This is a genomic window from Promicromonospora xylanilytica (assembly GCF_054782895.1).
On sequence record NZ_BAAGRP010000020.1, the window covers coordinates 1 to 21,875 of the forward strand.

At 70.7% G+C, this 21,875-nt stretch carries 18 protein-coding genes; 13 read left to right on the forward strand and 5 right to left on the reverse strand.

What is annotated here, in order from left to right:
* Positions 1–187 precede the first annotated feature (187 nt).
* The 5 genes from ACYVK7_RS16540 to ACYVK7_RS16560 all read left to right on the forward strand — a co-directional run bounded on the left by ACYVK7_RS16540 (position 188) and on the right by ACYVK7_RS16560 (position 5,850).
* Entirely contained in the window at positions 188–1,996 is a 1,809-nt protein-coding gene (locus ACYVK7_RS16540; protein WP_460888818.1) for an acetyl/propionyl/methylcrotonyl-CoA carboxylase subunit alpha, read from the forward strand.
* Positions 1,997–2,115: 119 nt separating this feature from the next.
* Entirely contained in the window at positions 2,116–2,586 is a 471-nt protein-coding gene (locus tag ACYVK7_RS16545) for a hypothetical protein (protein ID WP_460888819.1), read from the forward strand.
* A 108-nt stretch (positions 2,587–2,694) separates the two neighbouring features.
* Entirely contained in the window at positions 2,695–3,195 is a 501-nt protein-coding gene (locus ACYVK7_RS16550) for an NUDIX domain-containing protein (RefSeq protein WP_460888820.1), read from the forward strand.
* Between the two features lie 102 nt (positions 3,196–3,297).
* Positions 3,298–5,376 carry an acyltransferase family protein gene (locus ACYVK7_RS16555; protein WP_460888821.1) on the forward strand — a complete coding sequence of 693 codons (2,079 nt, stop codon included), beginning with the start codon at positions 3,298–3,300 and terminating at the stop codon, positions 5,374–5,376.
* Positions 5,377–5,385: 9 nt separating this feature from the next.
* On the forward strand, positions 5,386–5,850 hold the full coding sequence (locus ACYVK7_RS16560) for a hypothetical protein (protein ID WP_460888822.1): 465 nt from the start codon (positions 5,386–5,388) through the stop codon (positions 5,848–5,850).
* A 9-nt stretch (positions 5,851–5,859) separates the two neighbouring features.
* Here the strand turns inward: ACYVK7_RS16560 and ACYVK7_RS16565 are convergent, their stop codons facing one another.
* Positions 5,860–7,410, reverse strand: coding sequence for an NAD(P)H-quinone dehydrogenase (locus tag ACYVK7_RS16565; RefSeq protein ID WP_460888823.1), 1,551 nt, complete (start codon positions 7,408–7,410; stop codon positions 5,860–5,862).
* A gap of 88 nt (positions 7,411–7,498) precedes the next feature.
* Here ACYVK7_RS16565 and ACYVK7_RS16570 point away from each other — a divergent pair, with 88 nt between their 5' ends.
* Both ACYVK7_RS16570 and ACYVK7_RS16575 read left to right on the forward strand, forming a co-directional pair.
* Positions 7,499–8,338: a purine-nucleoside phosphorylase gene (locus tag ACYVK7_RS16570; protein WP_460888824.1), complete on the forward strand. Its 840-nt coding sequence runs from the start codon at positions 7,499–7,501 to the stop codon at positions 8,336–8,338.
* The gene (locus ACYVK7_RS16575; RefSeq protein WP_460888825.1) at positions 8,338–10,122 is read left to right on the forward strand and encodes a phospho-sugar mutase; all 1,785 of its coding nucleotides are present in this window, start codon (positions 8,338–8,340) and stop codon (positions 10,120–10,122) included. The genes ACYVK7_RS16570 and ACYVK7_RS16575 overlap by 1 nt, the downstream gene beginning before the upstream one ends.
* A 60-nt stretch (positions 10,123–10,182) precedes the next feature.
* Here the strand turns inward: ACYVK7_RS16575 and ACYVK7_RS16580 are convergent, their stop codons facing one another.
* Positions 10,183–11,253 (reverse strand): LCP family protein, encoded by a 1,071-nt coding sequence (locus tag ACYVK7_RS16580; protein ID WP_460888826.1) that lies wholly within the window; start codon positions 11,251–11,253, stop codon positions 10,183–10,185.
* A 134-nt stretch (positions 11,254–11,387) separates the two neighbouring features.
* Between ACYVK7_RS16580 and ACYVK7_RS16585 the strand changes: the two genes are divergently transcribed.
* The 6 genes from ACYVK7_RS16585 to ACYVK7_RS16610 are packed head-to-tail and all read left to right on the forward strand — an operon-like array spanning position 11,388 to position 19,271.
* Complete coding sequence (locus ACYVK7_RS16585; RefSeq protein WP_460888948.1) at positions 11,388–12,686, forward strand: glycosyltransferase family 4 protein; 1,299 nt, start codon at positions 11,388–11,390, stop codon at positions 12,684–12,686.
* On the forward strand, positions 12,686–14,434 hold the full coding sequence (locus tag ACYVK7_RS16590) for a glycosyltransferase (RefSeq protein WP_460888827.1): 1,749 nt from the start codon (positions 12,686–12,688) through the stop codon (positions 14,432–14,434). Before ACYVK7_RS16585 ends, ACYVK7_RS16590 begins: the two co-directional genes overlap by 1 nt.
* Positions 14,431–15,327, forward strand: a complete 897-nt coding sequence (locus ACYVK7_RS16595) for an ABC transporter permease (RefSeq protein ID WP_460888828.1) — start codon at positions 14,431–14,433, stop codon at positions 15,325–15,327. The genes ACYVK7_RS16590 and ACYVK7_RS16595 overlap by 4 nt, the downstream gene beginning before the upstream one ends.
* Positions 15,317–16,444: an ABC transporter ATP-binding protein gene (locus ACYVK7_RS16600; RefSeq protein WP_460888829.1), complete on the forward strand. Its 1,128-nt coding sequence runs from the start codon at positions 15,317–15,319 to the stop codon at positions 16,442–16,444. The genes ACYVK7_RS16595 and ACYVK7_RS16600 overlap by 11 nt, the downstream gene beginning before the upstream one ends.
* Positions 16,445–16,458: 14 nt before the next feature.
* Complete coding sequence (gene wecB / locus ACYVK7_RS16605; protein ID WP_460888949.1) at positions 16,459–17,637, forward strand: non-hydrolyzing UDP-N-acetylglucosamine 2-epimerase; 1,179 nt, start codon at positions 16,459–16,461, stop codon at positions 17,635–17,637.
* The gene (locus tag ACYVK7_RS16610; RefSeq protein WP_460888830.1) at positions 17,634–19,271 is read left to right on the forward strand and encodes a DUF6270 domain-containing protein; all 1,638 of its coding nucleotides are present in this window, start codon (positions 17,634–17,636) and stop codon (positions 19,269–19,271) included. Before wecB ends, ACYVK7_RS16610 begins: the two co-directional genes overlap by 4 nt.
* A gap of 87 nt (positions 19,272–19,358) precedes the next feature.
* On the opposite strand, the gene ACYVK7_RS16615 is transcribed toward ACYVK7_RS16610, so the two are convergent.
* Genes ACYVK7_RS16615 through ACYVK7_RS16625 form a run of 3 tightly spaced genes read right to left on the reverse strand, consistent with a single transcriptional unit; the run spans position 19,359 to position 21,875 of the window.
* A complete protein-coding gene (locus ACYVK7_RS16615) occupies positions 19,359–20,159 on the reverse strand; it encodes an ATP-grasp fold amidoligase family protein (RefSeq protein WP_460888831.1) in 801 nt (266 codons plus the stop codon).
* Positions 20,160–20,169: 10 nt separating this feature from the next.
* Positions 20,170–21,243, reverse strand: a complete 1,074-nt coding sequence (locus tag ACYVK7_RS16620) for a glycosyltransferase (RefSeq protein WP_460888832.1) — start codon at positions 21,241–21,243, stop codon at positions 20,170–20,172.
* Positions 21,243–21,875 carry a hypothetical protein gene (locus tag ACYVK7_RS16625; RefSeq protein ID WP_460888833.1) on the reverse strand — a complete coding sequence of 211 codons (633 nt, stop codon included), beginning with the start codon at positions 21,873–21,875 and terminating at the stop codon, positions 21,243–21,245. The genes ACYVK7_RS16620 and ACYVK7_RS16625 overlap by 1 nt, the downstream gene beginning before the upstream one ends.

The following is a 21,875-nucleotide window of genomic DNA, read 5'->3' on the forward strand; positions in this document are numbered from 1 at the left end:
GGGGGCGGGTGGGTGGGTGGGAACTGAGGGATGTCCACAACCAGGCCGTCCGCAACCGACCCTCCCGGGGCCACGCCATGTCTGAATCCTCCAAACGGCCCGCGCCGGGGTTGGTCTGGGCTCCAGACTTTTCGCCGGGTGTCCCGAGGCGGTACGTCGGCCCGGTACCAGCGGGTTACGGTGAGCCGTGCCCAGTTCCAGCCTGCCCCGAACCATCTCGAAGGTGCTCATCGCCAACCGCGGTGAGATCGCCGTCCGCGTGGCCCGTGGATGCGCCGATGCGGGGCTGACGTCCGTCGCCGTGTACGCCGACCAGGAGCGCGAGGCGCTGCACGTCCGCATCGCCGACGAGGCGTTCGCGCTCGGCGGTGCCCGCGCGGCCGACACGTACCTGGACCCGGCCAAGCTGCTCGACGTCGCGCGCCGCTCGGGGGCCGACGCCGTGCACCCCGGCTACGGGTTCCTGTCCGAGAACGCGGAGTTCGCCCAGGCGGTGATCGACGCCGGACTGACCTGGATCGGGCCGCCGCCGTCGGCCATCGAGTCGCTCGGCGACAAGGTGAGCGCGCGCCACATCGCGCAGCGCGCCGGAGCGCCCCTCGTTCCCGGCACGCCCGACCCGGTCAAGGACAGCAGCGAGGTCAGGGCGTTCGCCGAGCAGCACGGCCTGCCCATCGCCATCAAGGCGGCATTCGGTGGCGGCGGCCGCGGTCTGAAGGTCGCGCGGACCTTCGACGAGATCGACGAGATGTTCGACTCCGCGGTCCGCGAGGCCGTGGCGGCGTTCGGCCGGGGCGAGTGCTTCGTGGAGCGCTACCTGGACAAGCCGCGCCACGTGGAGACGCAGTGCCTCGCGGACACCCACGGCAACGTCGTGGTGGTCTCGACCCGTGACTGCTCGCTGCAGCGCCGCCACCAGAAGCTGGTCGAGGAGGCGCCGGCGCCGTTCCTGACGCCGGAGCAGGAGAAGACCCTGTACGCGGCGTCGGAGGCGATCCTCCGTGAGGCGGGCTACGTGGGCGCCGGCACCTGTGAGTTCCTCGTCGGGGTGGACGGCACCATCTCCTTCCTCGAGGTGAACACGCGGCTCCAGGTGGAGCACCCCGTGACCGAGGAGGTCACCGGCATCGACCTGGTGCGCGAGCAGCTGCGTATCGCGGCGGGCGAGAAGCTCGAGTACCACTCCCCCGCCGTGCGGGGGCACTCCATCGAGTTCCGCATCAACGGCGAGGACCCCGCGATGGGCTTCCTGCCGGCGCCGGGCCGCCTCAACACGATCGCCTGGCCGTCGGGCCCGGGCGTGCGCGTCGACACCGGTGTCGTCGCGGGCGACTCGGTGTCCGGGGCGTTCGACTCCATGATCGCCAAGCTCATCGTCACGGGCGCCACGCGCACCGAGGCCGTCGAGCGGGCCCGTCGCGCGCTGCGCGAGCTCGTGGTCGAAGGCATCCCGACGGTGGTCCCCTTCCACAAGGCGGTCCTCGAGGCCGACGCGTTCGTCCCGGCCGACGGCTCGCCGTTCCGGGTGCACACCCGCTGGATCGAGACCGAGTTCGCCGACACGCTCAAGACGCTGGCTCCCGCGGCGGCCGCACCGGCTCCGGAGGCCGACGAGGAAGAGGTGGCCGCGGAACGGGTGGTCGTCGAGGTGGGCGGACGCCGGCTCGAGGTCGTGCTGCCCGCAGGCCTCGGTGTCGCCGCCGGTCGCGCCCGGTCGGCCAACGCCGCTCGCCGGCCCACGCGACGCGCCGCCGGGGCGAAGGCCTCGGGCGGCTCGGCGGGAAACACGCTCGCGTCGCCCATGCAGGGCACCATCGTCAAGGTGGCGGTCGAGGACGGCACCCAGGTGGCCGAGGGCGACCTCGTCGTCGTGCTGGAGGCCATGAAGATGGAGCAGCCGATCCTGGCCCACCGCGCGGGCACGGTGCGGTCCCTGACGGCTGCGCCCGGTGCCGGGGTGACGGCCGGCGCCGCGATCTGCGAGATCGTCGACTGAGCCGGATTCGCCCTCTGATGGGTGAATTCGAGACCAGCTCGGGTGAAAAGCGCCCAATGAGCACGGATATCCACGAGAAGCGCGATGAAGGCTCCCTTTGATCCGCTAGGTTCTGCGACGTGACACACGTCGTAGTACTCAGCCCCGAAGAGGCCATCGCCCTCGTCCGTCCCCGCAAGTCCCTTCCGTCGTTCGTCAGCGAGCTGACCTGCGACGACGGGGTCATCTCCGTGACAGCGGACCTGCGCCGCCTGACCTATGCCCCGCTGCCCGTCAAGATCGCGGCCAAGGCCGTCCCGGTCGTGCACGCGTCAGCGCGGATCACCTCGTTCTGGCAGAACATCGCGGTGCTCCAGGTCGACGCCGACGCGGCGGGCCTGCCGGCCACCAAGCTGCTCCCGCTGGCCTCCGGCACGGTCGCCAAGATGGCGCGCAAGAGCGGACTGCCGGACAACGCCGTGCAGCTCCGCAAGGACGGCACCGTCTCGCTGGACGTGCTGGCCCTGATGCGCGGCCGGTTCACCGAGGTGACCGGCTTCCGGTTCGAGGGCGGCAAGGTGATCGTCGAAGGCGTCCCCGCCGACGTCTGAGCCGGCCGAGGCCGTGCCCCGCCACCGGCTCGATCCGACGGATCGGTGGCGGACACACCTCGGCACCCACCCGCCACGTCGCACGCCAAGACCTGACAGACTGGCGCTGTGCCGAACGCGACAGTGCCTCCGACCGACCTGCACCGGCACGGAGGCGACGGCTGGGTGACGTGCGGGGACCATCGGCACTGGGGGCTGTTCGGCGCCGCCGGACTGCTCCTCGTCCGCCGGGACCCCGACGGCAAGCCCTCGCACGTCGTGCTGCAGCACCGCGCACTGTGGTCGCACATGGGCGGTACATGGGGCATCCCCGGCGGTGCCCTCGCACCGGACGAGAAGCCGGCCGCGGGTGCGCTGCGCGAGGCCGCCGAGGAGGCCGCGATCGACCCGGCCGCCGTGCACGTCGTGGGCACGCACGTGCTGGAGCACCCGGCCTGGAGCTACACGACGGTCGTGGCCGACGTCGCACCAGGTCACCGCGTGGAGCCTCGCGCCGCGGACCCCGAGAGCCTGGAGGTCCGCTGGACGGGACTCGACGACCTCGGCGGGCTGACGCTGCTCCCCGCCTTCGGCGAGGCGCTCCCGCGGCTGCTGACCATGCTGCGCTGATCTGGATCGACCTGACGCGGGGCGGGCCGGCCCGGTAACACCCGACCCTTTTCGCCCGCTCTCGCACCCCAGGAAATGGCAGGAAGCGCAAGAATGAAAAGCGTGGCACCTCTGCCTGCTGACGCCGCGCCACGTCCAGGCGCCCGCCTCCCCGAGATCCACGGCCTCCGTGGTCTCGCGCTCGTGCTCGTCGCACTGTTCCATCTCTTCGGCAACGGCCGGGTCTCGGGTGGGGTCGACGTCTTTCTCGTGGTCTCCGGCTACCTGGTGACCCGCTCGCTGGTCCGCCGGGCCGACGACGGGACGCTCCGGCTCGGCGCCGTCTGGGCGCGGAACGCCGCACGCCTCGCGCCGTCGGCCCTCACGGTGCTCGCCGCCGTCGCGGTTGGCGCGTGGCTGCTCCTGCCGGAGTCCACCTGGGAGAGCATCTGGCGACAGGTCGTGGCCTCCGCGGTGTACATGGAGAACTGGGACCTCGTCACGAACGAGCTGAGCTACGGAGCGGCCGGCCCGGCGGCCAGCCCGTTGCAGCACTTCTGGTCGCTGTCCGTGCAGGGCCAGTTCCTCCTCGCGTGGCCACTGCTCGTGCTGCTCATCGGCCTGGCCGTGCGCCGTAGCCGCCTGCGCGTCGGCACCGTGCTGCTACCGCTGCTCGCCGTGGCGACGGCGGCCTCGCTCGTCTTCGCCGTCCAGCTCACCGCCGAGCTGCAGCCGGTGGCCTACTTTCACACGGCGGCCCGCTTCTGGGAGATGGGTGCCGGTGCGCTGCTCGGCCTGGTGCCGCTCGGCGCCCCCCGCCGCCTCCGTGCCGTCGGCGCCTGGGTGGGTCTCGGGCTCGTGGTCGCCTCCGGGTTCGTGCTCGACGGCGGCAGCCTGTTCCCCGGCCTGTGGACGCTCTGGCCGGTGGTCGGCGCCCTGCTCGTGATCGCGGGCGCCGGCACGCCGACGTCCTGGGGACCACGGAGCATGCTGGCGTTCCCGCCGCTGCGCTTTCTCGCGGACATCTCCTACGAGCTGTACCTGTGGCACTGGCCGATACTCATCTTCCTCATGGCGCTGACCGACGTGACCGCGGTCGGGTGGCAGGAGGCCACCGTGGTCCTCACCGTCTCGGTGCTCCTGGCCTGGGCCACCCAGCGCCTGGTGGCTCAGCCGGTGGCGCGGGTGGTACCGCGGACCCTGCCGACCGGCCGGGCGCTCGTGGCGCTCGGCGGTGCCGTGACCGCGACCGCCCTCGTCGTGGTGCCCGTGCTCAGCCTCCAGGCCGACCTCCAGCGCCAGGTCACCGCCGCGGCCGCGGAGTTCGGCCAGGTCGACACGGCGCATCCCGGCGCGACGGCGATCCGTACGGCGGACGCCGCACCGGTCACGGACCTCCGCCCGGCGGCCGAGGCCGCCCAGGCGGACAAGAGCCTGCACTTCACCGACTCCGACTGCGTCCAGCCGGGTGGCAGCGGCCCCGGCTACGAGGAGGCGGTCTGGTGCGATCTGCACGCCCCGGAGGAACCCACCGCCACGGTGCTGCTGGCCGGAGGGTCGCACACGTACCAGTGGTCGGACGTGTTCCTGGAGATCGCGCAGGAGAACGACTGGCGGCTGGTGCTCGCGGGCAAGGGGCAGTGCCGGGTCAAGCACGTCCCCGACCCGCAGCACGGGTGCGTGCAGTGGGGCGACAACGTGATCGAGCTGGCGGCGGAGCTGCGGCCGGACGCCATGGTCGTCGACGGCACGCACACCCACTACAAGGGCGAGCTGGAGGACATCCCCGCCGAGCAGGTGGCGGCGTGGCAGCTGCTCGACCAGGCCGGGATCCGGCTGATCGGGATCCGGGACAACCCGCGCAGCGGCGAGCCCCTCGTGCGTGACTGCCTCGCGGAGCACGGCGCGAGCACCGCCCTGTGCGACCTGACCCGGTCGAGGGTGTATCCAGAGGTGTCACCCGCGCTGACCACCCCGGGCGTGCCCGAGTCGATGGTGCACATCGACCTGACGGACTGGTACTGCCGGGAGTCCGACGACCGCTGCCCCGCCGTGATCGGCAACGTGCTCGTGTACCGCGACGCCAGCCACCTCACCAACACCTTCCTGATGTCGATGCGACCGATGCTCGCCGAGGCGCTCCGCGCGCAGGCTCCGTGGCTGTTCTCGCAGGTCCCTGCCGGGGGTGGTCTGTCGCGATAGGGTCGACCCGTGCATATCCGGATCGCTCCCGAAGAGGTGCTGGGCCTGGCGAGGATCGCCAAGCAGGCGCCGCCCGTCATCACGTCCGTCGTCGGCGACGGGGACGTGATTCGCGTGGTCGCGGACCTGCGCCGTCTCGAGACCCTCCCCGGCCCGCTCAAGCTGGCCGTGAAGATCGCGCCGATCGTGCGGGCCGACGTGAAGCTCGCCGCCTTCGAGCGTGGCGTCGCCACGCTCACCGTCGAGGTGAACGCCGCGGGTCTGCCCGCGCACCGGCTGCTCAGCCTCGCCGCGGCCCCCATCGAGCAGGAGGTCGCCAAGCAGGGGCTGCCCCCGGGTGTCGTGGACGTCCAGCCGGACGCGCGCATCGCCGTCGACGTCGAGCGCCTGCTGGAGGTCAAGGTGCCCGGCCTGACGGTCTCGGGCGCGAAGGTCGAGGGCGGTCAGATCGTCCTGGACGCGTCCGTCGCCTGAGCCTGAGCCCTACTTCCCCACTCGCGCGTCCAGCACTCGCGCACCCTCGGCGATCGAGCCGGACAGCGACGGGTAGATGGTGAACGCCGAGGCCACGTCCTCCACGGTGAGCCGGTGCTGCACGGCGAGCGTGATCGGGAAGATCAGCTCGGACGCCCGCGGTGCCACGACCACGCCACCGAGCACGACGCCCGCCTCGGGGTGCGCGAAGAGCTTCACGAACCCGTCCTTGACGCCGAGCATCTTGGCGCGCGGGTTCCGGGCGAGCGGCAGCGTCGTCGTGATGAAGCGGGAGCTCTGCGCGCGCAGCTTCTCCTCGCTGTAGCCGACGGTGGCGATCTCGGGCGCGGTGAAGATATTGGAGGCCACGGTGCGCAGCGCGAGCGGCTGCACGGCGTCGCCCAGGGCGTGTGCCACGGCGATGCGGCCCTGCATGGCGGCGACGGACGCGAGCGGCAGCACGCCGGTGCAGTCACCGGACGCGTAGATGCCGCGCACCGAGGTGCGCGAGACCCGGTCCACGACGACGTGGCCCGACTCCGACAGCCGCACCCCCGCCTCCTCGAGCCCCAGGCCCGCCGTTGCGGGCACCCCGCCGACCGCCACCAGGACGTGCGAGCCGTGCACCACGCGGCCGTCGGACAGCGTCACCTCGACGCCGTCGTCGGTGCGCACGGCCGACGCCGCGCGCGAGCGGGACAGCACGGTCATGCCCCGCGCACGGAACACGCCCTCGAGCAGCTCCGCAGCGTCCTCGTCCTCGCCGGGCAGCACCCGGTCCCGGCTGGAGACGAGCACCACGTCCGCGCCGAGGGCGTTGTAGGCACCGGCGAACTCCGCGCCGGTGACACCGGAGCCGACCACGATCAGCCGCTCCGGCAGCTCGCGCAGGTTGTACATCTGCGTCCAGGTGAGGATCCGCTCGCCGTCGGGCACCGCTGTGGGCAGGGTGCGCGGGGTGGCGCCGAGCGCGAGGAGGATCGAGTCCGCCTCGAGCGTCTCGGTGGCGCCGTCCGCCGTCTCGGCGACCACGCGCGCCGGGCCGTCCAGCCGGCCCTTGCCCGCGACGATCCGGATGCCCTCGCGCTCCAGGCGGCCACGGATGTCCGCGCTCTGCGCGCGCGCGAGCGCGAGCACACGCTTGTTCACGGCCTGCAGGTCCACGAAGTGCTTGCGCTTCTCCTCCGCCGTCCCGGCCGCCGACGCCGCCGCCTGCACCCCGGCGCCGCCCAGCGCAGGGGCCGCGTAGGCGGACACCACGGGGATGCCGCCGGTGGCCAGCGAGACGTTCACGTCGGACAACGGGTCCAGGACGTCGTCGGGCGTGCGGATGCCGAGCTCGGGGGCACGGTCGGCGATGGTCATCCACTCGGCGGTCGCGATGAGCGTCTTCGACGGGACGACGTCGGTCAGGACCGCCGCACCGCCCAGGCCCTGCTGTTCGACCACGGTGACCTGCGCGCCGTGGCTGCGCGCCACGAGCGCCGCCTCGTAGCCGCCGGGTCCACCTCCCACGACGACGACATGGGGCGGGACAGCTGCGGGATCGAGGGGGGTCACGGTTCCATTCTCGCATCGTCCGCGAGTGTCACGGATCCCGTGCGCTCGTGGGCGCGTGCCACGGCGAAAGTGGCGTTAACCTCGGACCATGAGCACGGAGCCAGATCTGGACGACCCGACGACCGACCCCTTCGACGTCGCCGCCGCCGCCGCCGAGTACATCGCGGCCAAGACGGGGGTGCCGGGGCACGACGTCGCGCTCGTCCTCGGGTCCGGATGGGGTGGTGCGGCCGAGCTGGTCGGCGACGTCGTCGCCGAGATCCCCACGGCCGAGATCCCCGGCTTCGTCAAGCCCGCGGTCGACGGGCACCGGTCGACGACCCGCTCGATCCGCATCGAACGGCCCGACGGCTCGGTACGGCACGCACTCGTGCTCGGCTCCCGCACGCACCTCTACGAGGGCATCGGGGTGCGCCGCGTGGCGCACGGCGTCCGCACCGCCGCGGCCGCCGGCTGCGAGACCGCGATCCTCACGAACGGTTGCGGCAGCGTGCACATCGGCTGGCGGCCCGGACAGGTGGTGCTCATCAAGGACCACCTGAACTTCACGGGGCAGACGCCGCTCGAGGGTGCCAAGTTCGCCGACATGACCGACATCTACACGCCGCGCCTGCGCGAGATCGCCCGGAGCGTCGACCCCGACCTGCCCGAGGGCGTGTACGCGCAGTTCCACGGCCCGCAGTACGAGACCCCGGCCGAGGTGAAGATGGCGAGCCTCCTGGGCGCCGACCTCGTCGGCATGTCGACGGCGCTGGAGGCCGTCGCCGCCCGCCACTGCCGCATGGACGTGCTCGGCATCTCGCTGGCCACGAACCTCGCCGCAGGCATCAGCCCCCGCCCGCTCTCCCACGAGGAGGTGCTGGAGGCGGGCCGGGAAGCCGGCCCGCGCATCAGCGACCTGCTCGCGCGAGTCATCAAGCAGATCTGATGCCCGTGTCCGCCAACCAGCCGACCACCGCGGGAGCGCTCGACGCGCCCGACCTCCTCGCGCGCGCCGAGGCCTGGATGGCCGCCGACGTCGACGCGGCCGACGTCGCGGACCTGCGCGCCCTGATCGCCAGGACCACCGGCAGCGGCGTGCGCTCGCGTGCGGTCGCCGAGCTCGCGGACCGGTTCTCCGGCACGCTGCAGTTCGGCACGGCGGGCCTGCGCGGCGCCATGGCGGCAGGGCCCAACCGGATGAACCGTGCCGTGGTGATCGCGGCCGCAGCCGGGCTCGCCGCCTTCCTCAGGGCTGAGGCCGGAGCGTCCCCGCGGGTCGTGGTCGGGTTCGACGCCAGGCACCGCTCCGCCGACTTCGCCCGCGACACGGCAGCGGTGCTCGTCGCCGCGGGCGCAGAGGTGCACCTGATGCCCGCGCCCGGTCCCACACCTGTGCTCGCCTTCGCGGTGCGCCACCTGGACGCCGACGCCGGCGTGATGGTCACCGCGAGCCACAACCCCGCAGCGGACAACGGCTACAAGGTGTTCCTCGGTGGGCGGGTCGTCACCGACGCGGGCCAGGGCGCGCAGATCGTCCCGCCTGCCGACATCCGGATCGCCGAGGAGATCGCCCGGGTCGGCCCGGCCAAGGACGTGCCGCGCGCCGAGTCCGGCTGGACGGTGCTGGGCTCCCGCATCACCGACGAGTACCACGCCGCGGTGGCCGGCCTGCACGACGGCGAGCCCCGCACCAAGCTCCGTATCGTGACCACGTCCCTGCACGGTGTGGGCGGCGCCGCCGTCGCACGCGTGCTGGCGGAGGCCGGATTCACCGACGTCGTACCGGTGGAGGAGCAGGCCGAGCCCGACCCGGACTTCCCGACCGTCGCGTTCCCCAACCCCGAGGAGCCCGGGGCCATCGACATGGCCCTCGCCCTGGCGCAGGACGCCCACGCCGACCTGGTCATCGCGAACGACCCCGACGCCGACCGGTGCGCCGTCGCCGTGCTCGACCCGCAGTACGGGACGTACCAGGGTGCCGAGACCGCGTTCTCGCAGGGTTGGCGCATGCTGCACGGCGACGAGGTCGGCATGCTGCTCGGCTGGGACGCCGCCGAACGTGCGGCGCGCGCCGGCACGGGCGGCACGCTGGCCTGTTCGATCGTGTCGTCGCGCGCACTTGCCGCGATCGCCGCACGGCACCGGCTCGACCACGCGACCACGCTCACCGGCTTCAAGTGGATCTCGCGGACCCCGGACCTCGTGTTCGGGTACGAGGAGGCGCTCGGCTACTGCGTGGACCCCGCGCACGTGCGCGACAAGGACGGCCTCTCCGCGGCGGTCGCCGTCGCGCAGCTGGCCAACCGGCTGGCCGCCGACGGCAGGACCCTGCTGGACCGGCTCGACGACATCGCCCGCGCCTGCGGGCTCCACGTCACCGGCCAGGTGTCGGCGCGGTTCGAGGACCTCACACAGATCGAGTCGACCATGGCGGCGCTCCGCACGTCGCCGCCGAAGATCCTGGCGGGCTCCCCCGTCAACTCGGTCCGCGACCTCGCCGAGGGCTTGGACGGCCTGCCCCCGACCGACGGCGTGGTGCTGCTGACCGCCGACGACACCCGGGTGATCGTGCGCCCCAGCGGCACCGAGCCCAAGGTCAAGTGCTACATCGAGGTGGTCTCGCCGGTCGAGCCGAACGCCTCGGCGAGCGCCCTGTCGACGGCCAGGGTCGCGGCACGCGACCGTCTGGCCCAGGTCCAGGCCGACCTCCGAGCGGCACTGGGCCTCTGACACGACCGGCCCCGCGGCCCCGAGGGTGCGGCGGGACCGGTCGCGGGATGTCAGGTCGTCCTACTGCACGACCGCCGGCAGCACGTCCATGGCAGCCGGGTTGTCGGCCAGGAAGTCCGGCACCTCGTCCTTCGCCACGGCCTTCATGAGCGGGTCGAACGTCGCGCGGTCGAGCACCACGATGGACTGGCCGTCGGCGCTTCGTCCGGTGCCCGAGTAGGGGGCCGTCATGAACGTGATCTCGTTCGTCGAGATGTCCCCCGAGCCCGCGAACAGCTCCTGGATGCGGTCGAGGGTGAGGTCCTGGTCGACCGCGACCGAGCTGGTGATGGCCTCGAGGAAGCTGGCCATCTTCAGGGGCTCGCTCATGCTGTTCTTGGCCTTCGCCACGATGGCCCGCATCCAGGCCTGCTGCCGCTGCACGCGGCCGAAGTCACCGTTGGACAGGGCGTAGCGCTCCCGGGTGAAGGCCAGTGCCTCCTCGCCGGTCATCGCCTGCCGCATGGAACCGCCCTCACCGTCGGGCACCGTGATCTCGACGCCGTCCAGGGAGTCGGTCAGGGCCTTGAACGACTCGAAGTCGGTGACGGCGAAGTGGTCGATGCGCACGCCCGTCAGCTCCTCGACCGTCTGGATCATCAGCGGCGGACCGCCGTAGGAGAACGCCGCGTTGATCTTCGCCTCGCCGTAACCCGGGATCGGCACCCAGGAGTCGCGAGGGATCGAGATGGCCGCCGCCGACTGCCGGTCCGCGGCCAGGTGCACGAGCATGATCGCGTCCGTGCGCTGCGCGCCGGCCTCCCAGGCGTTCGGGTCGCCGGCCGAGATCCGGCTGTCCGAGCCGAGCACCAGGATGTTGACGGGTGCCTTCGGTCCCTCTACCGGCTCCGCGCTGGGGCGGGTCGAGGGGTCGATCTCGGCGAACGGGTCGATGCGCTCCATGTTGTTGTCGAGGGACGCGCGGTACCCGAAGTACGCCGCGGCACCGCCACCAGCGACGAGCACGAGCGCCCCGATGACGAGGCCGGCGACGAATCCCTTGCCCCGACGGCGGCGGCGTGCGTGACGGAGAGCACCGTCGACAGGATTAGGTACGGCGAGAAGATCGTTCTTTCGATCGGGTGCGGCCATAGGTCGTGATCCTAGTGTTGTTTTGGGCTACTACCCTTATGCCTGCACCGCAACCGGAAGACGCCCTTCGGGGCGAAATTCGATGAGTCCTGGCGGGGCGCCGAACAAAGAGGGGAGTCGCAGTGATCGCTCGCGTGAAACGCTCGCAGAACCGCACGATCCTCCTGGTCACACACCATTATGCGCCTGAGTCGGGTGCGCCCCAGCGGCGCTGGGGAGCCCTCGCCGGCCACTTGGTACCTGCTGGATATCCGCTTACCGTTCTGACGCCCCCACCGCACTACCCGTCGGGAAAGATCACCCATTTTTCACCCGAATACCGCCCCGGATCAGTCGGTTCAGGAAGCCATGGGGAAAAGATCATCCGGGTGAATTACCGCGAGCATTCTCAAGGGCTCGGTTCGCGCGCCGCCGACCAGGTCGTCGCCGCCGTCAGCTCGGTGCTGCGTGGGGTCGGGCCGGCGGCTGGCCGACCCGCCGTCGTGATCGCGACCGTCCCCGGCATCCCGAGCGTCGTCGCGGGCTGGGCGCTCGCCCGGTGGCACCGTGCTCGCTTCGTCGTCGAGATGCGGGACGCGTGGCCGGACCTCATCCAGCCCAGCGGGATCCTGCGGCGTCGCGGACGCGGCGGCGGCCTGCGGCGCGGCCTGCGCGACCTCGCGGCACGCGTGGTGCACCGCACCGTCACACGGCTCCAGGCGCGCGCAGATCTCGTGGTCACCACCACCGCCGCGTTCGCGGAGGTGCTGCGGTCCCGCGGCGTGCGCAACGTCGCGGTGGTGCGCAACGGGACCGCGTTCGCGCCCGTTCGTGCCAACGCGTCCGTCGCCGTGACCGGTCGCCCGCTGCGGGTCGTCTACGCGGGCACCGTCGGCCGGTCCCAGGGCCTCGAGGTCGCGGTGCGGGCGGCCGCCCTGGTCAAGGCGCGCGGCCACGCGCTCGACGTGCGCATCGTGGGGCACGGCAACGAGCTGGAGCCGCTGCGCCTGCTGGCGGCCGAGCTGGGCGCGCCCGTCCGCGTCGAGCCCAGCGTGCCCTCCACCGAGGTGCGCGAGCTGTACGCGTGGGCCGACACCGTGATCGTCTCCCTGCGCGACTGGGAACCGTTCGAGTGGACCGTCCCGTCCAAGCTGTACGAGGTCATGGCGTCCGGCGTGGCCGCGTCGGCGTGCCTCGCCGGCGAGGCCGCCAGCCTGGTCGCGGCGAACGGCGCCGGCGCCGTCGTCGCGCCCGGCGACGTCGAGGGCCTCGCCGACCTGTGGTGCGGCTGGCTGTCCGACGGCGTCGTGCCCGCCGCGTCGCCGGAGGCCGCCACCTGGGTGGCGGAGCACGCGAGCGACGCGGTGCTCGGCCACCGCTACTCCGAGCTGCTCGACGAGCTGCTCCCCCACCCGTTGACGGCTGAGAGCGCCGGCCGAGGGGCACGGTACTGATGGCGCCATCGCTGCGGCGCGCGGGTGAGCTCGCGCGCAACCTGAGCTTCACCACGTCCTTCGTGGCCAGGACCCTCGTCGAGGACCCGCTCTGGCTCGCCGTCCAGACCGCCCGGCGCGCCCCGGAGCCGCTGCGCCGTCCGCTCGTGCGCGCCCTGGGGTTTTCGCCGACGCCGTCCGCCCCGCACGCCCTGGGCCGCATGCTCGCCGGCGATACCACGCGCGCCGTGGACGAGGCACAGGAGCTGCTCGCGCGCCGCGACGGCCGGGGCCTGCGGGTCGCGGCAGAGGTCGCGGTGGCGGTGGGCCGGCCTGATCTGCTCGACGGCGTCGACGGGGCCGGCCCCGCGCGCTACCGCGCGGCGTGGCTGCTCGGCGACGCCGACGCGATCGGTCCCGATGCACCCGCCGGACTGCGGGCGCAGGTGGCCCTGCTGCACGCCGAGCCGCAGGCCGACTCGCCTGGTCGGGCGGCCCCGGCCGGCGGTACCCGGAAGGGGCCGGCCCGGCCCACGAGCCCGGACCGCATCACCGTGCTGCACCACCTGACCAACTCGCTGCCGCACACGCAGAGCGGCTACACGCTCCGTTCGCACGCGATCCTGGTGGCGCAGCGCGCGGGCGGGCTCACCGCGTCAGCGACCACCCGTCCCGGCTACCCGCTGACCATCGGGTCGCTCGCGGCGCGCGGGACCGACGTCGTGGACGGCGTCGGCTACCACCGCCTGGTCCCTGCCCGCGTGCCTGCGGATTCCACGCTGCGGAGCGCGCAGGAGGCAGACCTGCTGACCGAGGCCGCCCGCGAGGCGGGTGCCTCCGTCCTGCACACCACGACGCCGTCGGCCAACGGCGTGCTGGCCCGTACGGCGGCTCGGCGCCTCGGGATCCCCTGGGTCTACGAGGTGCGCGGCCTGCCCGAGGAGACCTGGGTGGCCTCGCACGGCACGCCGGAGGGCCGTGCCCGGGCTGCGACGTCCCGTCGTCGCGCCCTGATGCAGGCCAAGGAGACAGAGCTCGCGCTCACCGCCGACGCCGTGGTGACGCTCAGCGGCACCATGCGTGACGCGCTCGTGGCCCGCGGCGTGCCCGCCGCGCGCATCACGGTGGTCCCGAACGCCGTGTCGGACTCCCTGCTCACCACCGAGCACCCGACGCCGGAGGTGGCGCGGGCCGCCCTGGGCCTGCCCGCGGGACCCGCGATCGGCACGGTGAGCAGCCTGGTCGACTACGAGGGCCTGGAGACCGTGGTCCGTACGGTAGCGACACTGCGAGCGCGCGGGCACGACGTGACGGGACTGCTGGTGGGCGACGGTGTCTCGCGGCCCGGGCTGGCGCGCCTCGCGCGCGAGCTGGGCGTGGCCGACCACGTGGTGCTTCCCGGGCGCGTGCCGTCCGGCGTCGCGCTGACCTGGCTGGCCGCGCTGGACGTCGTGCTGGTGCCGCGCCGTGACCACGAGGTCACCCGGCTGGTGACCCCCCTCAAGCCCGTCGAGGCCATGGCGGTGGGCCGCCCGGTGGTCGCGAGCGACCTCCCTGCCCTGGTGGAGGCGGTCGGCGGTGCGGGACTGCACGTCGGGGCCGACGACGCGGAGGGCTGGGCGACCTCCGTCGGCACCCTCCTTGAAGACGCGGGACGGCGCGCCGAGCTGGTCGAGCGCGGCCGAGTGGTAGCAGCCGAGAGGACATGGGTGCGCAACGCGGAGACGTATCTGGGGATCTACCGAGCCTGCCTGGGGGTGCCGGTATGAGCGGCCCCGAGACCGGGTCGTACGCGGCACTGTTCGACGCGTCGCCGACGACCACCAAGCTGGTGACGCTCGGCAACCTGTCGCGCGTCGGGGCACGGCCGCCGCTGGGCAAGTACATCGAGCTGCTCTGGGAGCGGCGGCACTTCCTGTGGGCGGACGCGCGGGCGAAGGTGACCAGCGGGACCAGGCAGAGCCTGCTGGGCAACGCCTGGCTGATCCTGAACCCGCTGATCAACGGCGCCGTGTACTACCTGGTGTTCGGTCTGCTGATGAAGAACGCGCGCGGCATCGACAACTTCGTCGGGTACCTGCTGATCGGTGTGTTCCTGTTCCAGTTCACCACCCAGTCGATCAACGGCGGTGCCCGTTCGGTGCAGGCGGGCAAGAACCTGATCCGCGCGTTCACGTTCCCGCGGGCGGCGCTGCCGATCTCCGTGATGCTGCGCAACCTCCTCAGCCTGGGCCCCACCCTGCTGACGCTGGCCGCGCTGATCTACTTCGTGCCACCTGCCGAGGAGTACACCTGGCGCATCGCGCTGGTGGCAGGTGCCCTGGCGCTACAGGTCATGTTCACGACGGGACTCACGCTCCTGGTGGCTCGCTGGGCGGCAGCTCTGCCCGACGTCACCAACCTCATCGGCATGGTGATGCGCATCTGGCTGTACGCGTCGGCGGTGTTCTTCTCGTTCGACCGGCTGGTCGACGACCCGGACCTGCTGGTGTGGCTCGAGGCCAACCCGATGTTCATCGTGCTGGACATCGTGCGGGACTGCGTGCTGTACGCCACCACGCCCGACCCGATGCGCTGGGTGGTACTCGGCGCCTGGGCGGTGGGCACCTTGGTGATCGGGTTCGTCACCTTCTGGCGAGCGGAGGAGAGCTATGGCCGCTGACCTCGACTACCCGATGCCCGCACAGCTCGGTCAGGGCGGCCCCGCCTCGATGCCGGTGCCGGCCCAGGGACCACTGTCAGCAGCAGCTCCCATGTCGGTGCAGGCGCCACCGCACACGGGTCAGATCGCGGCCGTCGCGCCGCGGTCCGGCAGCACCCCCGTGCTGTGGCCCACGGTCGCCGTGCAGGGTCTGCGGATGTTCTACCGGACGCCGTCGACCGACACGACCCGCGGACGCCGCGCCAAGCTGAAGCGGTCCGTGCTCAACGCACTGGGCCAGGAGCCCAAGGTGACGGTGCGCGCGCTGACGGACATCTCGTTCGTCGCGAACTCCGGCGAGCAGATCGGCCTCGTGGGTCAGAACGGGTCCGGCAAGAGCACGCTCCTGCGGCTCATCGCAGGCCTGGAGAAGCCCACCAAGGGCCAGGTGCTGGCCGAGAGCACGCCCGTGCTCATCGGCGTCAACGCCGCCCTGGTGCCCGATCTGCCGGGTGAGGAGAACGTGCGGCTCGGCTGCCTGGCCATGGGCCTGTCCCCCGCCGAGGCGGAGGCCGCCATCCCCGACGTCATCGAGCTCGCCGGCCTCGGCAAGTCGATCTACCTGCCCATGCGCACCTACTCCTCGGGCATGGCGGCGCGTCTGCGCTTCGCCATCGCGACGGCGGCTCGCCCGCACATCCTGCTCATCGACGAGGCCCTCGCCACGGGCGACGCCGCGTTCAAGGAGCGCAGCGAGGTGCGTATGGAGCGCTTGCGGAAGGAGGCAGGCACGGTGTTCCTGGTGAGCCATGCGGCGCAGACCATCGAGGAGTCGTGCACGCGTGCCATCTGGCTGCACCACGGCCGCCTGGTGCTCGACGGCGAGGCGCAGGACGTCGCGGTGCGGTACCGCAAGTGGGCGTGGGCCCACGCGAAGGACAAGCCGGAGGAAGCGAAGCGGGTCCTCGAGGACGCGTTCGCAGAACGACGGGAGACACAGGTGCGATTCGATACGCCCGAACCCCCCAAGGGGCGGGTCCGGGAGCGGCACGCGCGGCCCACGGGGCGCGACGCCAAGCAGGCCAGAGCCACGGCCGCCCGTGCCGCCGCCCTGCGCGCGGAGGTGGGCGACCTGTGAGCCGTCCCCTTGTCATGACGATCTACGGGACCCGCCCCGAGGCCATCAAGGTCGCGCCGGTCGTGGCGGCCCTCGAGGCCGACGACCGGTTCGACTCGCTGACCGTCGTCACGGGTCAGCACCGGGAGATGCTCGACCAGGTCAACGAGGTCTTCGGCATCGTGCCGGACCACGACCTGGACATCATGAGCCACGGTCAGACGCTCGGGCAGATCTTCGCGCGCGTCGTCAGCCTGCTCGACCCGATCCTGGAGGCACGCCGGCCCGACGCCGTCATCGTGCAGGGTGACACGTCGACCTCGACAGCCGCTGCCCTGGCGGCCTTCTACCGGCAGATCCCGGTGATCCACCTGGAGGCCGGCCTGCGCAGCGGCGACATCACGTCGCCGTTCCCCGAGGAGGCGAACCGCAAGATCACGTCGCAGATCGCGTCCCTGCACCTCGCGCCCACCCTGCGCAGCCTCGCCAACCTGGTGGCGGAGGGCGTCCAGCTCGACGACATCGTCGTGACCGGCAACACCGTCATCGACGCCCTCTACCTTGCCGTGGAGCGGCGGACGGCCTTCACGGACCCGGCGCTCGCCCGCGTCGCGGCGTCGGGCCGTCGCATCGTGCTGGTGACGACCCATCGCCGGGAGAACTGGGGCGACGCCATGGAGGGTGTCGGCCGTGCGCTGGCACGGATCGCGCGCCGGTTCCCGGATTCCGAGATCGTCCTCCCGGTGCACCGCAATCCCGTGGTGCGCGACGCCGTGCTGCCCCACCTCGAAGGGCTGCCCAACGTGACGGTCACGGAACCGCTCGGCTACGGCGAGTTCACGCATCTGCTCTCGCTGTCCACCCTGGTGCTCACCGATTCCGGTGGGCTCCAGGAGGAGGCGCCGAGCCTCGGCAAGCCGGTGCTGGTGATGCGGGACAACACCGAACGCCCCGAAGCGGTCGAGGCCGGTACCGCCCGGCTGATCGGCACGCTCGAGGAACGCATCGTCGGCGAGGTGTACCGGCTGCTGACGAACGAGAAGGCCTACGCCGCCATGGCACAGGCCGTCAACCCGTACGGCGACGGGCGCAGCGCCGGTCGGGTGCTGGACGCGACCGCACGGATGCTCACGCCCGTGCTGCCCGACGTCCTGCCGGACTTCGACCTGGTCGACGAACAATTCACCGCAGTTTCCGCAGAGGGTGGGGCATGAGCAAGACCAGGGTCTTCATCTACGGCTCGTGCGTGTCACGCGACACGTTCGAGCATCTCGATCCCGAGCAGTTCGAGCTCGTGGAGTACGTCGCGCGGCAGTCGGTGCTCAGCGCCTACACGAAGCCGGTGGAGCTGATGGCGCCGCCTACGCTCAAGTCGCGGTTCCAGCAGCGCATGATCACCGGCGACTTCTCGTCCAGCCTGCGTTCGCAGATGGCGACGCACAGCGCCGCCACGGACTTCGTGCTCGTCGACCTGACCGATGAGCGGCTCGGGGCGTACCTGCTGCCGGACGGCTCCATCGTGACTCGCTCGGTAGAGCTCATCGAGTCCGGCGGAGAGCAGTATCTGCCGCAGGGCACGCAGCACCTCGCCTTCGGCACCCAGCAGCACTTCGAGTACTGGACCACCGCGATGGAGTACATCGGCGAGCAGATGCGGACCCAGATGCCGCAGGCCACGATCGTGCTGCTCGACATCCCGTGGGCGGAGTGGTCCGAGTCGGGCACGGAGACCCCTGGCAGCTTCGGGATGCGGGCCGCGGACGCCAACCCTGTCTTCCGGACGTACGTCCGGACGGCCGCCCAGGCACTGGGCGCCCATGTGATCTCCATGGAGCCGTCCGAGGTGGTCTCCAGCCCGGACCATCCCTGGGGGGACGCGCCCTTCCACTACTCGGAGAACGTGTACCTGGAGATCGTCCGACGCCTGACGGGGGCTGAGGGGCGGGTGGTGTGGGGGCCGGGAGCCAAGGCCACCAACCCCTCGAGCACGCCGACCGCTGCGACCCGGCCGGCAACGCCCACCACACCGGCTACGCCTTCCTCTCCCGCGGAGAAGCCTCGTGTGGCACGCCTCCAGTACGGACCGAACCTGATCCTCGCCGGGACGCAGAAGGGTGGCGTGGAATGGCTCAAGCGAAACCTCGCGAACCATCCGGACGTCTTCATGGCAGACACTTCGGGATCCAACTTCTTCAATCAGCGCACACGCGTGCGCGACTCAGGGGCCGCTGCGTCCTACCAGGCGGCCTTCGCCGATGGGCGGCAGTCGCCTCTTCGGGTCGACGCGTCGCCGAACTATTTCTGGCAGGGTGACGGCAGCGCACTGTCGGTGACACCGCACGAGACGGCAGAGAACATACGCGCCATCGCACCCGACGACGCGCAGATTGCGATCATTCTTCGCAATCCGGTGGAACGGGCGCTTTCTGCCTACTGGGCGCAGTTCGCGACAGGATCGTTCGACCTGCCCCACAGCATCTTGCAGCGCCCGTCATCCGCCGGTGTCATCGATATCGGGTTCTACGAGCGGCACTACACCCATTGGGCCAACACCCTGGGCGAGCACAGGATCAACGTCTTTCTCTATGACGACCTGGTCGCCGACCCGCAGAACTTCCTGACCTCGGCACTGCGCGCCCTCGAGCTCGGCGACTCTCCCGAGTTCTGGGCCAAGGCCGTCGTCAAAGCTCCGAGCGACAGCACCAAGTGGGTGGTTCCGTTCAAGAAGCGCCACCCTGTGACGAAGCGAGAACTGTCGGTGCTCAGTCGGATATACGAGAGTGACATCAGATTCGTCGAGCAGCTCACCGGCCGAGATCTTTCCTCCTGGAGAAAGCTCGGGCAGTAGGAGAGAAAGGTGGGGGCAGCAGAAGCTGCACTCGTCAGGAGTTCCGGTCACAGGTGCGGGCTCGCGCCTGTGACCGGCGCACCCCGACTACCCCTTCGCCCGGGACAGACGCCGCTCGGCGCGCTCCCACATTCGACCAAGAACGAAATCTTCGTCGGCTGACGGCTGGTAGTGCTTACCAAAGTAGAACCCACCAGGGACGAGCGTCATCTCACCGAGCACCGCCCCCTCGGCTGTCGCGTACATGTCCACCCTGACGAAAGGTGTCGGGGCGGCCACCGAGGCCCTTCTGGCAAGCTCGAGGAGATCGCGCCACGCCTGAGGCCGGCTCGGCGACTCCTCCAGTTCTAGATACCGCAGGTTCGTCGTCACTCGAGAGAGATCCATCGGGTCGAAGTTCTCGTCGAACCACGACAGCCGGGTCTTCTTTCCGTTTCGGTCGAACCCGATGACGAACGCGATCTCGCCCTGGAACGCGTACGCCTTGTAATCCATCGGGACCGCACGCCCGGACTCGTCGACGATCCGCTCCTCGACAATGGTCATCCTGTTGGGCTTCGTCGACCGGTCATATATTTCCTGATGCCTGGCGACGATATCGTCGAACGACAGGTCCACGGACCGCATCGATTCATGGTAACCGTCGCCCGTGCGAGCAAGAACCATCACTCCAATTGAGGAGGACTCGTAGGTGGGCTTCAGCACGAACCTGTCCGGAAGTCCGTTCAGGTCGATCTGACCAGGGTCGTCGAACGTGCGGAGGATCTCGACGACTGGAACTCCGATGAGCTTGGCAAACTCGTAGCACTTGATCTTGTCGTGCAAGAACCAGGGAACTCGGGACTCTTTGCCGCTACCTCGCAGCTGAAGGTGCTCGATAAATCTCATGTCTTGATCCTTAGTTGACGACTGCAGACAGCTCGGAAACAAGTCGACGATCCACCTCGGACTGCGTTCGACCATTGCTCACGACGTCGCGTCCTGCCTTCTGAAAATGGCCGTAGGGCTCATCAGCCATGATTTCACGGAGAGATTCCGCGACCGACACGTTGAGATCCGCCGCGGGGACGTAGTCGCCGAAGTTGCAGTCAGCGGCGACCTCGAGCGCATCGGCCCCTGAGATCCCGACGCTCGCACGCGCACCGGCCCCGTACACCGGCGTGCCGACCGCAAGGGACTGGAGGGCTCCTCGACCGGCAGAGACACAGATCAAGGACGAGCCCAGCCGGCCGGGAACCTCAGCCGGGTCGAGCCATCCATCCATCGCGACCCGGTCGGCTCCGAGCGCGGCACGAAGCCTCCTCTCGAAGTCCCCTCGCCGAGGCCCGTCCCCCAGGACGCGGACCTGTGCGTGAATGCCGTGGTCGGACTCCAGTGTGCGAGCGACTGCGATTCCACCGTCGATCATGCGCAGCTTGTCATGGGAAAGCCGACCGACGATCGCGACGACGGGAGATGTCAGCTTGTCCGACAACGGGATCGTCGGCCGCTCGAGGATGGCGTCATCAATTCCATTTGGAATGACCGTGATCTTGTCTCGAGGCACGAAGGAGTATCCCTCGACTGCTGCACCGATTGACGGCGCTGTCACCAGCAGCCGATCCAGCCCGTCGTGCCACAGATGGATGTTGTCGTGCGCGATACCGTGAAACATGACAACGAAGCTTGCGCCAGTGGCTTCACTGATCTCCTGGCCCAGTTCACGGGAGTTGAATGGTTGCGAGAACACCAGGTCCGGGTGCCAGTCGATCGCTTGCTGACGGACCGCTGCGATACCAGTGTTCCAGTCAACACCGATGACGAACGGGATCCCGAGCCTTCGCGCCGCGTCACATACGGCGCCCTCGGTGCCGATGAACATCACCTGAGCACCTGCCTCGTGCAATGCCTTGCAGGCACCGATGACGTTCTCGTGCAGCCCGCCCCAGCTCGCCACCGTGAACGCCGTCAGCACGATCCGAACACCGTTCATCAGATTCCCTCCGCATCGAGCCGGACACCCGCGGACAGCGCCAGCCGCGCGGCAGGCAAGAGCTCTTTGGGCGACACGCCGTATCCGACGAGCCGAACATGACCGACGTCCAGCCGCGATGCTGCGAGAAGAGCCCCGGCGACGTCGACCCTCCACGCGTCCTGCAGACCGAGATGCGCCGCGAAGAACTGCGAGTTGGACGGGATCGCCAGCGCACCTCGTGATGCCTGTTGTCCGTAGTGCATGTCGCCGGCGACCAGGTGCAGGTTCAATGCATCGACCCCAGGTGCCTGATGATCCACCGCTTGACCGGAATGAAGCCGGAGTGTTTGTGCTCCCCGGCTCCGGACCGCGTCATTCGAGACTCTGACCGGTCTCAGATGCCGCTTTCCCAGGTAGACGAATACTGCTTCTGCCATATGGGATGACATCCCCCACGGCGGATCGAAGACCGAGCCCACAAGGTTCCCGAAGGCGAGGGCCGCGGCAGCGGCAGCCATGTCCGGAGTGGGATCGGCAAGAGGGCTGTCTATCCAGAGCCACGGGTTCCCGACCCTGCCGTCATCTGCGTCGAACCTGTCGACGCGGACACCGGCCCGCCCGTCGGGCTCGCGATGAAATTCGAAGCGCAC